Annotated in this window: 14 protein-coding genes; 7 read left to right on the top strand and 7 right to left on the bottom strand. The window is 56.4% G+C overall.

All coding sequences use genetic code 11. The annotated features are described in order from the left end of the window. Nucleotides 1-223: 223 nt before the first annotated feature. The 4 genes from AC5S26_RS19250 to AC5S26_RS19235 are packed head-to-tail and all read right to left on the bottom strand — an operon-like array spanning nt 224 to nt 4,109. Nucleotides 224-2,566, bottom strand: coding sequence for a xanthine dehydrogenase family protein molybdopterin-binding subunit (locus AC5S26_RS19250; protein WP_494186543.1), 2,343 nt, complete (start codon nt 2,564-2,566; stop codon nt 224-226). 12 nt (nt 2,567-2,578) lie between these two features. Then, nucleotides 2,579-3,097: a (2Fe-2S)-binding protein gene (locus AC5S26_RS19245; protein ID WP_494186542.1), complete on the bottom strand. Its 519-nt coding sequence runs from the start codon at nt 3,095-3,097 to the stop codon at nt 2,579-2,581. Beyond that, nucleotides 3,082-3,804, bottom strand: coding sequence for a hypothetical protein (locus AC5S26_RS19240; protein WP_494186541.1), 723 nt, complete (start codon nt 3,802-3,804; stop codon nt 3,082-3,084). The genes AC5S26_RS19245 and AC5S26_RS19240 overlap by 16 nt, the downstream gene beginning before the upstream one ends. After that, entirely contained in the window at nt 3,801-4,109 is a 309-nt protein-coding gene (locus AC5S26_RS19235; RefSeq protein WP_494186540.1) for a PadR family transcriptional regulator, read from the bottom strand. The genes AC5S26_RS19240 and AC5S26_RS19235 overlap by 4 nt, the downstream gene beginning before the upstream one ends. Before the next feature lie 553 nt (nt 4,110-4,662). On the opposite strand from AC5S26_RS19235, the gene AC5S26_RS19230 reads away from it, so the two are divergent. From AC5S26_RS19230 to AC5S26_RS19200, 7 genes are all read left to right on the top strand, one after another. Continuing rightward, nucleotides 4,663-4,983, top strand: coding sequence for an SAM-dependent methyltransferase (locus AC5S26_RS19230; protein ID WP_494186539.1), 321 nt, complete (start codon nt 4,663-4,665; stop codon nt 4,981-4,983). After that, nucleotides 4,914-5,258, top strand: a complete 345-nt coding sequence (locus AC5S26_RS19225) for a hypothetical protein (RefSeq protein WP_494186538.1) — start codon at nt 4,914-4,916, stop codon at nt 5,256-5,258. Before AC5S26_RS19230 ends, AC5S26_RS19225 begins: the two co-directional genes overlap by 70 nt. A gap of 76 nt (nt 5,259-5,334) precedes the next feature. After that, nucleotides 5,335-6,744: an amidohydrolase/deacetylase family metallohydrolase gene (locus tag AC5S26_RS19220; protein WP_494186537.1), complete on the top strand. Its 1,410-nt coding sequence runs from the start codon at nt 5,335-5,337 to the stop codon at nt 6,742-6,744. A gap of 135 nt (nt 6,745-6,879) precedes the next feature. Beyond that, nucleotides 6,880-7,311 carry a DUF3299 domain-containing protein gene (locus AC5S26_RS19215; protein ID WP_494186536.1) on the top strand — a complete coding sequence of 144 codons (432 nt, stop codon included), beginning with the start codon at nt 6,880-6,882 and terminating at the stop codon, nt 7,309-7,311. 6 nt (nt 7,312-7,317) lie between these two features. Next, nucleotides 7,318-8,046, top strand: a complete 729-nt coding sequence (locus tag AC5S26_RS19210) for an ATP-binding cassette domain-containing protein (RefSeq protein ID WP_494186535.1) — start codon at nt 7,318-7,320, stop codon at nt 8,044-8,046. Then, nucleotides 8,043-9,296, top strand: coding sequence for an ABC transporter permease (locus AC5S26_RS19205; RefSeq protein WP_494186534.1), 1,254 nt, complete (start codon nt 8,043-8,045; stop codon nt 9,294-9,296). The genes AC5S26_RS19210 and AC5S26_RS19205 overlap by 4 nt, the downstream gene beginning before the upstream one ends. A gap of 937 nt (nt 9,297-10,233) precedes the next feature. Next, complete coding sequence (locus AC5S26_RS19200) at nt 10,234-10,884, top strand: cation efflux transmembrane domain-containing protein (protein WP_494186533.1); 651 nt, start codon at nt 10,234-10,236, stop codon at nt 10,882-10,884. 180 nt (nt 10,885-11,064) lie between these two features. Here AC5S26_RS19200 and AC5S26_RS19195 read toward each other — a convergent pair whose 3' ends face one another. The 3 genes from AC5S26_RS19195 to AC5S26_RS19185 all read right to left on the bottom strand — a co-directional run bounded on the left by AC5S26_RS19195 (nt 11,065) and on the right by AC5S26_RS19185 (nt 13,922). Beyond that, nucleotides 11,065-11,451: a Fur family transcriptional regulator gene (locus AC5S26_RS19195; protein ID WP_494186532.1), complete on the bottom strand. Its 387-nt coding sequence runs from the start codon at nt 11,449-11,451 to the stop codon at nt 11,065-11,067. Between the two features lie 81 nt (nt 11,452-11,532). Next, the gene (locus AC5S26_RS19190) at nt 11,533-12,576 is read right to left on the bottom strand and encodes a WD40 repeat domain-containing protein (protein ID WP_494186531.1); all 1,044 of its coding nucleotides are present in this window, start codon (nt 12,574-12,576) and stop codon (nt 11,533-11,535) included. Then, nucleotides 12,564-13,922, bottom strand: coding sequence for a CobW family GTP-binding protein (locus AC5S26_RS19185; protein WP_494186530.1), 1,359 nt, complete (start codon nt 13,920-13,922; stop codon nt 12,564-12,566). Before AC5S26_RS19185 ends, AC5S26_RS19190 begins: the two co-directional genes overlap by 13 nt. Between the last annotated feature and the right edge of the window lie 15 nt (nt 13,923-13,937).

Below are 13,937 nucleotides of genomic sequence, written 5' to 3'. Positions count from 1 at the left end.
AGATATTTAAACCGAATTTCGGTTCCCTAATGCATCGACTCTCACTCTATCTGTTTTTGACATGGATTATGAGGCGATTTAGAGGAATTCACAAACAGTCCATTTTGATCCTAGATCCCGATTTAATGAGCACATTGCGATTTAACGTCAACTAAAAAAAGAAACTGTCAACTTCGGGTTTCGTCTATAAGACAATTCAGAAAACGTCAGACGACCCAAATAGTTACGAAGCAGTTTTTGCTACTTGAAGCAAGCGAGTGACGTAGGCGGGTGTCAGAGGGATTCGACGGGGGTGAATTCCTGTGGCGTCGTGGAAAGCAGCGGCGATCGCGGGAGGGCACACCGCGTTAGCAGCTTCTGAGCCTCCGCCGTAGCCTTTGTTGTCACGGGATATCTGCACGATCTTGATTTCGGGCATCTCGGCCATGGTGAGAATTTTGTAGCTGGTCCAAAGAGTGCTGGTGATTTTACCGGTGTCGAAAGTAACCTCTTCCTTGAGCGCTTCGCTGATGCCCATGACGACTCCGCTTAGCATGCAGCGCTCGAGCTGGCGGGGGTTGATGATCTTGCCGGGGTCAGCACCGATCGTGAACTTCGTCACCTGGATGACACCGGTGGACGGCATAACGACGATCTCTGCGATACCGACCCAGCAGGAGTTCTGGCGCACCATGAGACACATGCCACGGCCATGTAGTTGTTTGCCGTCTGTGCTGCTCGCGTTGGGATTTGGCGACGGTCGCGGCTCCCAGCCGGCTCCCTCAGCTGTTGCGTGAACCAGATCAATGAGACGCTGATCGCTGGTGTGAGCAAGGCGGAACGAGATAGGGTCGATGCCAGTGGCCGCTGCGGCTTCGTTAAGGAGTGATTCCAGCGCGAAGTTCTGCTGACGTTGACCCGGCGTGCGCATGATGAGTCCGCGCATGCCGATGCCGGTGGGGGAGTCGATGCCGAGATTGGGCATGCCGTAGACCTCTTCACGACGATGCGCAATGCGGTCGTAAGGCCACTCGGTAGCGATCCAATAACCGGGCTTGGGCTGGCTGGTGGGCATGCCCGCGAGGATGGCGCCTACAATCCGGGCGTCGTTGGATTGCGGCGAGTAGAACGAGCTTTTGACCGCTGTGATGTGGTTATTGGCGTCGATGCCGCATGTGATGTCCTCTACCCAGCCGGGAGAACTGGCAGACCAAGCGAGGTCGTCCTGCAGCGTCCACTGCACGCGTACCGGCTTGCCAGTGATCTGTGAAAGGATCGCTGCATCGCCTTCCGCACCATCGCCCCCGAAGGTGGTGCGGCCGAACTGTCCGGCATGATCGAGCCAGCGCACGACAACCTTATCGACGGATACTGAAAGCGTATTGGCGATCTGCGCTCGCAGCCCCTGGGAGTTGGCAGAGTGTGACCAGACGGTAACAGAGCCGTCAGTACGAACATCGGTCACGGCGACAAAAGGGCCAATGGGTGCGTGCTTTATAAACGGTTGCTCGTAGGCCGCGGAGATCAGCTTGGCGGATGACCTAAGCGCAGCTGCTGTCTCTTCGATGCTGCCTTTACCCTCGGAGGGAGCGGTCCACTTGTAGTTGCGAAGCGTTTCGGTGAGTTTGTCGCTCGTGGGAAGACCTGTCCACTCTGTCCATTTTGTGTCGGCAGCAACAACCTGTGATGCCGTCACGACCTCCCACTCATTCGGTGAAACGACGGCGACGAGATTCTTCTTCACGATAACCTGTGCGTTGGGGAACATCGCCTTGTCGAGGTTGCCCGCGGAGATGAGCGTTGAACCAAGCGTAGTCGGACGCACCATTCGTGCGTGCAGCATGTTGGGCAGTGCAATATCACAGGTCCACTGAGCGCGGCCAGTGACCTTGTCTGGGATGCCGGGCATGGGATTTGAAGTTCCGATGATCTTGTACTTGCTCATCGGGCGCGTAGGAGGATTGCCTAGCACAACGAGTCCGTCGAGGCCGGAGATACCGTTCCACGACTTGGGGTCGACGCTGGCAGGCTGACCGGAGACGGGAATGGTGAGGTCGAGTCGCTTGTTGCGCACAAGATCGGTGTAGCTGATCTTTTGTCCGTTTCCCGAGACGACACCATCTTCAACGGTAAGTGACTCAACGGGCGTGCGGAGTTTCTTTGAAGCAAGCCGCAGAAGCGCCTGGTAAGTATAGGCGGCGACCTTACGCAGGTTGTCCGCTCCCGTCAGGAAGCCGGCGGAGTAGCCGCCGTCGGGTGTGCAATCGGTATCGCCCATGATGAGCTTGATAGTCTCGGGACGAACGCAAAGCTCTTCTGCAATGACCTGCGGGTAGAAGCCGCTCATGCCGGTGCCGATTTCGGTGCGGCCGGTGCGAACGATAATTGTGCCGTCATCGCGTAGCTCAAGCCAGGAAGCAATGGAGATGGAACGCGAGGGTGCGGCCTGCGATGCCTGCGCATGGAGTCGTCGTGTGGCGAGTGAGACGATGAGCACACCTCCCGCCCCTAGAAAGTCGCGCCGGGTCAGTCGAGGGAGAAGCGCTCTGGAAGATGCGGGGATCGAAGACGGAAGCATGATGTTCATAACGATGCCTAGTCAGGCTTTCATTGCAGCGGAAGCTCGTTGCACCGCTCGAATGATGGCGGCGTAGGTTCCGCAGCGGCAGAGGTGCGGCGATGGAGGCTTGTTGGTATATGCATCCTTGATCTGCGCAACACTTGGCGCGGGGTTGGTGGAAAGCAACTCGACGGCCGTGATCATCATGCCGCTCTGACAATAACCGCACTGTGGCACCTGTTCGTCGATCCATGCCTGTTGTACAGGATGGAGTGTGCCGGGATCTGGTGCAATGCCTTTAGTCTGCGCCCAGATCGAAGGCAGGCCTTCGAGGGTGGTGACTTTCTTGCCTGTGGTGGAGGCGATAGGTGTGATGCAGGAGCGAGCCTCTGCTCCATCTACGAGAACAGCACAGGCACCACACTGGGCGACGCCACAGCCATAACGAGGGCCGCTGAGTCTCAGCTCGTTTCGCAAGACGTAGAGCAATGGGGTCTCGGCTGCTGCCGTGACGACACGGTCGTCTCCGTTGACATTGATAGTCAGTTGGTCTGCCATGGGTGATGGTCCTTGAGAGAGTGCGTACCGCGAGCCGCGGTTGCGACGAGATACCATGCTGGCCAGCTTAGTGTCCAGTTGGGGAGCCATGCTCCCTTGGTGGTCCATGCCGGGATGGTGAGCACCGTAATGATTGCTGCCAGAAAGATGGCAGAGCGCAGACGGATTTGAGCGAAGCGCAGGCCGTGAACAAGTCCCCAAGCTGCTGGAATCATGAACAGGAGAAGGCAAAGGCGTGAGAGTGATTCGATGCGAAAGCGCGCAAGACAGAAGGCGCAGGGCACGAACGAGAGCACAATGCTTATGCGCACGGTGCGGCGTGAAATCGATCCCATGACGAAGGCCCCAGTGAAAGACCACGCGACAAGCAACATGACATTCGAGAGCAAGAGGGCAAACCCGGGGCTCAGGGTGACCTGAGCCCCGTTGAGTACACTGTGATTAATCCAGCGCTGACCAGACTGCGCGATCGAGACCGAGAGCCCCATGAGCGTAAGGCTTGATGGGATCGCGAGACCGAAGGCGGCGAGCCATGGTCGCCAGCTCTTCCAGAGGCCGACCTGGTGACGAAGGTAAAGGCCGAGGACATCGGCGATGCCTTGCCAGCGGTTTATGCCATGTTCGGTGAGGTCACCCAACACCGCCTCGCGCTCGCAAGGCGTCAACAAGTGTGAGACAGCTTGAAGCACACCGGACGAAAGGCTCATACAACCCTCTTTCGACTTTGAATAGCCCAAGATGCTTTTCGGCTGACGCGCATGATCGCGTTGTAGAAATCTTTAGCGGCCCGAACACCCTGCGGAGTGAGCCGCACCATTCGTTTGGCGCGGCCGCCACGCTCCGCTGTCGCTTCTCCCATCCAAGTGGCGAGCAGGCCCTTTGACTCGAGGCGATCGATGGTGGTGTAGAGCGCGCCGATGGAACAGCGGCGACCGGTAGTGCTCTCGATCTGCTCGCGAATGGCCGCGCCATAGGCGTCGTCGCCAAGTGTGGCAGCTGCCGTGAGAAGCACATATTCAAACTCTCCGACCATAAGAACTACATTGTGTGTCTAATCTTCGAACGTTGTCAAGGAATTCCGAAATGTTTGCCTCCTACCTTAACGCACCGACAAGCGGCTTGCAGGAAGTTACACTCACGCCGGATGGGCGCAACCGGAGGTGGAGCCTCAGTTGGCGCCAACAGGGTGAGTCACTCATTAAGCCACACGGAATCACAGCTGTTTCTTTATGTGATGGCAATTTAGAGGAGTGCATAAACCGTCGATTCTGAGTCTAGATCGAGTCGATGAGTGCATTGGATTATGCACAAACTGAGGTCGCGACGCATTACTTCTGGATCACCGACTACGCGTACATGTGAGCGATACAATGCGCCAAGATGCTGCAGACACGAGGTTGTGGTCTGAGTTTGTCGCGCCTCGTCGCAGCACAAGCTAAAGTTCGAGAACGGAGACCCATACGATCTCAGACCATCCCACCATTTCAGAGCGATTTCCCCTCTCTTCGCAATACAACCCGGAATGGCTCCTTGCTAGCATCAGCGGGGCCGCGAATCCACTCTGGATGGCCGAGTGGCTCACGTCCGCACTCGATCTGCAACCTGGAATGCGGGTACTCGACCTTGGCTGCGGACGCGCCACCTCCTCGATCTTTCTTCGCCGCGAATTCGGCGTTCAGGTTTGGGCCACCGATCTGTGGTTCAGTGCCGTGGAGAACGGCCAGAGAATCCGCGATGCGGGAGTCGAAGACAGCGTTTTCCCGGTGCATGCTGACGCCCGGTCGCTACCTTCAGCGACGAATTCTTCGACGTCATCGTGTCGCTTGATTCCTTCTCTTACTACGGGACCGACGATCTGTACCTCAACTACCTCGCCCGATTCGTGAAGCCTGGCGGAGGTATCGGCATCGCCGGGGCTGGCCCCATGCAAGAGATCGACAGTTTTATTCCGAAACATCTTCGCGATTGGTGGACGAACGATCTCTGGTGCCTGCACTCTGCATCATGGTGGCGCCGCCACTGGGAGCGCACCAAGATTATAGACATCGAGATTGCGGATACGATGCCGGACGGTTGCCAACTCTGGCTGGACTGGCACAGGCTCGTAGCCCCCGACAATGAAGCAGGGACCAAAGCCCTCGAAGCTGACCGTGGGGGCTGAAGTCGATCGTTCCTAAGCTTTCGACGCAGACTGGATTTCGGCTCTCGGTTCTGCTATCTGTTTTAGAGGATCCCTTATGGCAATCAGAAATACTCGACGCGTCATTCTCTGTACCTCCCTCCTCTTATCTACAGTGGTCCTAGCGCAGGAAGGCCACCGTGCGCGGCCCGTTCCTCCCAATCCACTGCCATATGACCTTTTGCTCAGGGGTGGTCATCTTATCGACGACAAGAACAAGATCGACGCCGTACGCGATTTGGGTATTAAGGACGGTAAGGTAGCGGCGGTAGCGGAGCATCTTGATTCAAAGGATGCTCTCAAAACTATCGATGTGGAGGGCCTTTACGTCACCCCTGGCCTCATCGACATTCATACCCACGTCTACACGGGCACAGGAGAGCGCGGTTCGTACGCGGGCGATCTGTCTGTCTATCCCGATGGCTTCACCCTGCGCAACGGCGTTACGACCATTGTCGATGCGGGAAGCTCAGGCTGGCGAAACTTCGATGACTTCAAGGACAAGGTCATTGACCGTTCCAAGACCCGCGTTCTCGCCGAACTCAATATTGTCGGCTCCGGCATGCGTGGCTCTAAATATGAGGACAACCTCGACGACATGGACGGTAAGCTCACCGGTGAAAAGGCCAGACAATTTCCAGGCGTCATCGTCGGCGTAAAGAGTGCCCACTTCACAGGACCCGAGTGGAAACCCTACGATCAAGCCGTGATCGCAGGCAATCTCGCGAATATCCCGGTGATGATCGACTACGGAGCTCGGCGGATAGAGCGCCCGCTACTCGAACTAGTCTCGACACATCTCCGCCGCGGCGACATCTATACCCACTGCTTCTCCGGGCTCCGTGGTGAGCAGGACCCACAGACTGGTCTTGCCTCCCAAGCCCTCCTTGTCATGAAACAGCGCGGCATCTATTGCGATGTTGGGCACGGTGGCGGCTCCTTCGCATGGACGGTGGCGGCCCCCATCATCAGGAGTGGGTATTTGCCGGACTCGATCTCCACCGATCTTCATGTCGAATCGATGAACAACGGCATGAAGGACCTCCTCAACGTAGCCGACAAAATGGTGTTGCTCGGCGAAACGATTCCAGAGGTCGTTGCCGAGATGACCTCGCATCCCGCCCATGAAATCAGGCAGGAGCAACTAGGCAATCTCTCCGTAGGCTCCGTCGCTGACGTGGCAGTACTCTCGATAGAGACGGGAAACTTCGGCTTCGTCGATATGTACAACACAAAGATGATTGGCACGAAGCGACTCGTTTGTGAGCTGACACTTCGTGGCGGCAAGGTGGTCTATGACTTCAATGGTCTTTCCGCAGACATGTGGGATGCGATGGAGCACTCGGCGGATGAGCGTCAGTCATCCCGCTGGACGACCTTCACAGAACGTCCGTTCGGAGCCAGTCGTGGACAGCGTTTTCCTCAATCTACGCCAGCGGGTCGACCAGTTCCATCGCCTTCAAAATAGCGCGGGCGGGAATCATCTCCGCCTCAGTCAACAAACTTGTCCCCAGAGAAAAGCTACGACGGACGAAGCGCAACGCTTCCAAATGAGCAGCCATAACGTCCATGTACTTAGGTGAGGGTTGCTTAGAGCGAATTGATGAAAGGAATCGCGCCCATTCTCGCTACGATACTTTCGAGTGCCCTGCTTCTGGCTGCCCCGATGCCAGCGCCAATTACTGTGAGCTGGTCCACGCTCAAGACCCTCAATTCCACCCAATCAAGCTCTCCCGCGCGAGCCCTGAATGATCAAATCGTTTCTGTTCCTGGTTTCATGGTTCCCCTTGAAGATGATGCTGACCGGGTCACCGAGTTTATCCTTGTGCCTTTCGCTGGCGCCTGCATCCATGTTCCGCCGCCACCCCCGAATCAGATGATCTACGTTAAGCTGCAGCACAATCAAAAAGCGACGATGTCCTTCACTGAGCCGATCATTGTTACCGGTCGGCTGCACGTCACTACCGTGAACAGCCCATATGGAGACATCTCCTTCATCATGGATGGCGATAGTGTCGGAGCTTACACCCAATAGGAAGATATGACGATCACGCCAGCCATCTCCATGCGGGATGTTCGCTTCGCCTACAAGCCCACGTATCCCATTCTTCGCGTCGATGAACTCATCATCCTGCCCGGTCGCCGTATCTTCCTGCATGGCCCTTCAGGCGGTGGAAAGACGACACTCCTCTCACTCATCTCCGGTGTTCTCGTGCCGCAGAGGGGAAGCATCACAGTCCTCGGACAGGACCTCACCCGGCTGTCCGCCTCAGCTCGAGACACGCTGCGTGGCTCACAGATCGGGTATATCTTTCAGGGTTTCAACCTCATTCCGTACCTCACAGTCGCGGAAAATATCGCCTTGCCGTGCGATTTTCATCCCATCCGCCGCGCCCGCATTGTCGCGCCCACACTGTCGGAAGAGGTGGTCCGCCTCGCACGCCTCCTTGATATTAGCACGCACCTCAAATCCCCCGTTACGCATCTGTCCACAGGCCAACAGCAGAGGGTTGCCATAGCCCGCGCTGTCATTGGTTCACCTGCACTAGTGATCGCCGATGAGCCTACCTCCTCGCTAGATACAGACCGGCGAGATGCGTTTCTTGCGCTTCTCACAGAGGTGATTGGCGAAGCAAAGAAACGCAATGATGTGGAAACGACGCTCGTGTTCGTCTCGCACGACCGCTCGCTCGCTACCCATTTCGACGAAGCGTTATCGCTCGCGGAGATCAGCGGTGGATACGAATCGGCAGAGGCTATAAGCGTATGACCCTACTGCGTCTGGCTTTCAAGTCATTACGCGCCCGCAGTCTCAGCACAACGCTCACCATCTTCTCCATTGGGCTCTCGATCATGCTTTTGGTTGGTGTCGACCGCCTGCGGGGGGCTACGCAAGTTGGATTCTCTGGAACGCTTTCACGTACAGACCTCATCGTCGGCGCGCGTGGCGGCGGCCTGCCGCTGCTACTTTCTAGCATCTTCCATATAGGCAACGCTTCGAACAATATTTCTTGGGGCACCTATCAACATTTCGCGCATCATCCCGCCGTTGCCTGGACCATTCCCATCTCCATGGGAGATTCCTACCACGGATACCGCGTCGTCGCGACTGACGATAACTTCTACGCGCACTATCAATACCATCGGGACAAGTCTCTCAGCTTCGCGCAGGGACACGCTCCCCAGGGAGTCTTTGACGTCGTTCTCGGCGCCGAGGCGGCTCAACGCCTCCATGACCACATGGGAAGACAGATTGTTCTTGCCCATGGCATCGAGGAGAAGTCGATATTCAACCACGAGACGACACCCTTCACCGTGGTCGGTATCCTTGCACCTACGGCTACTCCCGTCGACCGAGCCGTCTACATAACATTGCTCGGAGATGAAGCCATGCACTTCGGCTGGACCGACGGCACGCCGCCCGCCATCGGCGAAGCCAGCGCAAAGCTTGATCTGTCCAAGCTCAAAGTCGACGAGATTACCTGTTTTCTGCTCGGCGCGAAATCTCGGGTAAGCACACTCTACCTCCAGCGCGAGATCAATACCTACAAGCCTGAGCCGCTCACCTCCATCATTCCCGCCTATACGCTGCAGGAGCTCTGGGGCCTCTTCGACTACGCCGACACCGCGCTCTCGCTCGTCTCCGGAGCTGTTCTCATCGTCGGCCTGCTCGCCATGCTGATCGCTCTATACACGGCTCTGAACGAACGTCGCCGGGAGATCGCGATCCTGCGTGCAGTAGGACTGCATGCGCGTCAGATATTCCTGCTCTTCCTTGTGGAATCCACACTTATCGCTACGGCCGGCACAGCTCTCGGCATCGTCTCGGTCTACGCGCTTCTCTTTGCGCTACGCGGTACCATCGAAAGCCGCTTCGGCCTGCCGGTCGCGCTCGTCGGTCTCTCCACGCGGGTTGAACTCTACGCGCTCGCTACCATCGTCGGCGGCGCTCTGCTTGGCACCATCCCCGCATTGCGCGCCTATCGCAACTCTCTCGTAGATGGTTTGAATACGCCGTAGCCCCGCATCGCGCAATAGAATCTCTTGCCTGAGATATTGTCGGGTTCCCCATGTAGTGTTGTGCGATGTTTGCATTTGTGGTGGCGCGTGCCCGACTCGAACCGGCGCATCAGGGTCGAACCAACGATCACATGAAGTACCAGTCTCATTGGAATTGTTCGGAGTAAGATTCTGAGGATGGGCGGGTTCGGCTGAAACTTCAGGTCCGCATCGTCCTCCGGATGCACACAAGTTCGGGCGATATTCGTAGAAAGGAGCGCTGACGTGTGATGCGCGGGTCAGTGAACTCGAATTGTGGGGCGCTACATACTGCATCGGGGTGACCAGGGCTCACTTCAGCGACGGTGAGCACCAGCCGACACCCAAGGAACCGCGGCGATCGATCACTCGCGGAACCATCCTCATTTGACATTAATGTCTTGCTCGCGTTTCCTTCCAGCAGAGGCGACCAAATTCAATCATCTGATTGACGTAAAAAGGATAGTGAGGCCATAATCGTTCCTAATGCAGCAAAAAGGGCATAAATACGGATGGGCACGCGTTGTCTTAGGTGCAATTCTCATACTGTGCGTTTTGTGTGCGACAACTTCCGCCGCCAGTCACGCTCACCTTGCCGGTCAAAAATCTGACAACGGACATTGCAGCCTGTGTATGCTTGGCGCGACTCTCGTCGCTGTCGTCGTGGCTCTCGCAATCTACCTATCATGTTGTCGTGCGATGTATACGGCAGGCCGCGACACAGACCTTCCTGGCTTTGTTCAAGTGCGTGTCTATTCGATCCGCCCACCTCCTGCGGCTTCTTTCCCCCACTAGAACCAGCCCTTCCCGATGGCATATGCTGCTGTGCTTTGCGGCGATTCCGCGAATTGCAGCAAGTAACCGCGTTTTTGAACCAATGCTGGTATTCGCTCTTCAGGTAGAGCGCTAAGGAAGTTTTATGGCAGCCGTTATCTTTTCTGGAATGGACCGGGCAGCAATCGCGCGTCGTGGACGCAATCTCGAGTATTTCACCATCGCCTGGGCGGGCCTCGAAGCTGCATTCGCATTAGTCGCTGCGATCAGGTCGAACAGCTTATCATTGGCTGGATTTGGCATTGACTCACTCATCGAGGTTGTCTCCGGAGCCGCACTGCTCTGGAGGATGTCGCACGAGATGGACCATCATCGTCGCCATCGCGCGGAGCACGTCAGCCTGCGCATCGCGGGTGTCTGCTTGTTGGCGTTGGGGGTTTATGTCCTGATCGAGGCGACTTTCAATCTCTGGCGGCACCGTATTTCGGAGACGAGTTGGATCGGGGCCGGAGTCACAGCTGCGGCATTGATCTTTATGCCCTTGCTATCCCGCGCCAAGCGCAAAGTGGGGCTGGCGCTCAGCAGCACAGCCATGATGACGGACGCCAAACAGACAGATTTCTGCACGTATCAGGCGGCGATCGTTCTGTTCGGTCTTCTTGTTCATGCCACATTCGGCATTGGTTGGGCCGACAATGCGGCGGCTTTGCTGCTCGTTCCCTTGCTGATGCGGGCGGGTACCCTTTCCCTGACGGGCCGGGCCTGCTGCGACCACCATTCCCATGTCATTAACTAAATATCGCTGAATGCAGATTGCATAGAAGTCCGAGAGCGGAAGCCTCCAACGCTTCCGCTCTCCTACCGGCAAATGCGATTCCGGCCACATGCGACGATGCCGTACTACCTTATTTCAAGGTATGTGGAGAAGGCATGACCCAAGAATTGGAGTCGTCTATCCAGTATGACGTGGGGAAAATCACTTGGGGCAGGCGTCGCAGATGCCGTAGACAAAGAAATCGTGATCAAGGTATTTAAAGCCCCTCGGCAGATGCGGCTTACCTGGTACATCGCATCCTTCAAGCTCATGAACAGCGCCGCATCTACGACATTGGAAATGATGATGATGCGCCTTTCCGGCGACCTCGTAACGTGCTGGACAGCCGGGAACTTGAACCGTAGTGAGCCATTTATCGTCGACTAGGCTCGAGATGTTCCGATAGACAGTTCCTAGGCTCAAGGCGTCCGCTCGCCTTTGAGCTAATGCAAGAGCCTCGTCCGGAGAAAGAGGGCGATCCGCTTCGAGAAAAGCTGCGCGTATGGCTTCTTTTTGTCGTGTTTTTCTGGTCTGGATCTCCCTAGTCATCCGAATACACCATAAAACTAATAATAATTCACTCTCGTTAGGGTGCAGGCTTGAGCTATCGTTGCTCTTCTGTTCTAAAAGTTAAGTAGAACGCGGATCGTAGACCACAACGCTACCGTCTTCAGTAGCGACTGCTAGATGGCCTGACGCGGTTGACCACGATAGGGCGGTGACCGGTGATCCAAGCGAGGCTGTCATATCCGGATCGTCCCGCTTGCTTGGCTTCCAAATGGCAACCCTTCCCTCCGCGCACCCTGAGGCTAACAATGGGCCGTCGCTCTGAAAGCGCATGGCGCGCAACGGAAAGAGATGATATTTCAGAGTCTGTGGCCTTCGCCCGGCGGGCCCTTTGCCGGAGCAATCCCACACCGTGATCTGCGGGCTGCCGGCGGTTGCGAGATACTTTGATCGTCGGTCCCAGGCAATCTGAGCGACCTTCAATGGGTAGCCAGACATCTGTAATTCTTTGCCTGTGGCCACGATCCAGAAATGGACGGTTGAGTCCTGATTTCCGTGACAGATGTACCGACCGTCCGGGCTCCAGGCAATGCAGAGCATCGATCCCTTCCACTCGAATGTCCGTTTTGGCGTATTGGATGACGGAGACCAGAAGACGACCTGTCCATAACACGCAGAGACGAACTCCTGCGAGTCGGCCCGCCAATCGATCCCGGCGATGGTATTTGGCTGTTCGTCGAACCTCTGCAGCAATTCTCCGGTACGGGACCAAAGCCGCAGAAGACGGCCGCAGGCGGTTACCAGATGTTCGCCCGATCCCGACCATGCCAGATGCTCCACCCAGGAAGTTCCACATTCGAGCACGTGGCTTGGAGCGTCGTCCTCAGGATTCCAGATCGAAACCTTCCCATCCTGCCCGGCGGTAGCCAGTAAATCCTCATGTGGATGCCATGCAATCACGGTTGCGGCAAAGCGATGGGCATCCCATCGCTTCAAGTGTCGGCCGTTTCCAGCTTCAAACAGAAAGACGGCTCCGCTCGCCGAGGCGGCGGCCATATATCGGCCGGTCGCCGACCAGCCAACGGAGACTGCCGCCTCATCCAGAATCGCCCGCCAACTTTGCGGAAGCAGATTACCCCGCGTGATCTCTTCAGCTACGCCAGGCATTGTGTGAACCCCTCATTCAGAGCAACGCGGTCAAGATTGCGACCGATGAAGATCAGTTGGTTGCGGCGCGGGTTGGGACCCCATGGGCGATCTGGATGACCATCGAAGAGCATGTGAACTCCCTGGAAGACGAAACGCTCCTTCTCGCCCTTCAGGCTGATGATGCCTTTCATCCGAAAGATGTCTGTTCCTTGCGTCTGCAATAAGAGGCTTAACCACTGATTGAAGCGACGTTTATCAAGATCGCCCACAACATCGATGCCGACAGAGGATACCTCTTCATCATGCTCGTGGTCAGGCCTGAAGATCTTCTCGATGCGCGCAGACTGTATCCCGTCCACATTCATCAGTTTTGCCTGAAACTCGTCTGGGCAGTGTTCCGTGAACAGCGCATAGTCGCCATCGGACGAAATCTCGATCGAGTATGTGAGGATGCTCGCTTCCAGAGACAACTCACTCGGCTGCCCTACAAGAATTGGATCTCTAGGGTTCCTCGTCACAGCAGGAGCGGAGAATCCAAGGACAGCCTCCATGAGAAGGGGTTCCAAGCTATCCAAGGGATTGCTCTCCGGAGCAGGCAGTAGAACGACCGTCATCGATGAGTCAGGGCCTGGTTGAAGGTCGAAGGTATAGGTCCCCGCCTTGAGCCAATAGATACCGCCCCATTCGAAGGGGTACTCCGGCTCCATAAAAAGTGGATCGACCTCCATGGCCCGGTCTAGATTGAAACCGCCCACATTGAGCACACTATCCATGTCGATGACTGCATCCTTCGTGCGGTAGATCTTCGCTGCTGCGTTCATCGAATGAATGCGGCGCTCAAGTTTGTCCAGATCATCGGACCGCACAAGATCAGTCTTGTTCAGCAAAATGACATCTGCGAAGGCGATCTGCTCCTTGACCTCATCAGAGTCGTCGATATGCTGCCAAACATGTTTGGCATCAACCAAGGTGACGATGCCATCGAGCTTCAGCCGACTCTGCATCTCGTCGTCGACGAAGAAGGTCTGCGCCACAGGGCCAGGGTCGGCCATACCAGTCGTCTCAACCAGGATGTAGTCGAACTTCTCACGCCGCTTCATCAGATTGCCGAGGATGCGAATCAAGTCTCCACGGACGGTGCAGCAGATGCAGCCGTTATTCATCTCAAAGATCTCTTCTTCCGCGCCAATGACCAGTTCCTGATCAACTCCCACCTCACCGAACTCGTTCTCGATGACTGCAATGCGTTTGCCATGTTGCTCGGTCAGGATGCGGTTCAAGAGGGTCGTCTTACCGGAGCCAAGAAAACCGGTCAATACCGTAACCGGGACGCGTTTGTCTTCACTTACCGCTGCTGTTGCCATGCACGATCTCCTTGT

The organism is Edaphobacter sp. FHG110511_03 (assembly GCF_059115365.1).
The sequence above is the reverse complement of the archived record's forward strand: the minus strand, read 5'-3'. Positions and strand labels throughout refer to the sequence as shown.

Coding starts and splice junctions, on each gene's coding strand:
- AC5S26_RS19250 (WP_494186543.1), bottom strand. CDS start 2,566: ATGAACATCATGCTTCCGTCTTCGATCCCCGCATCTTCCAGAGCGCTT.
- AC5S26_RS19245 (WP_494186542.1), bottom strand. CDS start 3,097: ATGGCAGACCAACTGACTATCAATGTCAACGGAGACGACCGTGTCGTC.
- AC5S26_RS19240 (WP_494186541.1), bottom strand. CDS start 3,804: ATGAGCCTTTCGTCCGGTGTGCTTCAAGCTGTCTCACACTTGTTGACG.
- AC5S26_RS19230 (WP_494186539.1), top strand. CDS start 4,663: ATGGCCGAGTGGCTCACGTCCGCACTCGATCTGCAACCTGGAATGCGG.
- AC5S26_RS19220 (WP_494186537.1), top strand. CDS start 5,335: ATGGCAATCAGAAATACTCGACGCGTCATTCTCTGTACCTCCCTCCTC.
- AC5S26_RS19215 (WP_494186536.1), top strand. CDS start 6,880: ATGAAAGGAATCGCGCCCATTCTCGCTACGATACTTTCGAGTGCCCTG.
- AC5S26_RS19210 (WP_494186535.1), top strand. CDS start 7,318: ATGACGATCACGCCAGCCATCTCCATGCGGGATGTTCGCTTCGCCTAC.
- AC5S26_RS19205 (WP_494186534.1), top strand. CDS start 8,043: ATGACCCTACTGCGTCTGGCTTTCAAGTCATTACGCGCCCGCAGTCTC.
- AC5S26_RS19200 (WP_494186533.1), top strand. CDS start 10,234: ATGGCAGCCGTTATCTTTTCTGGAATGGACCGGGCAGCAATCGCGCGT.
- AC5S26_RS19195 (WP_494186532.1), bottom strand. CDS start 11,451: ATGACTAGGGAGATCCAGACCAGAAAAACACGACAAAAAGAAGCCATA.
- AC5S26_RS19190 (WP_494186531.1), bottom strand. CDS start 12,576: ATGCCTGGCGTAGCTGAAGAGATCACGCGGGGTAATCTGCTTCCGCAA.
- AC5S26_RS19185 (WP_494186530.1), bottom strand. CDS start 13,922: ATGGCAACAGCAGCGGTAAGTGAAGACAAACGCGTCCCGGTTACGGTA.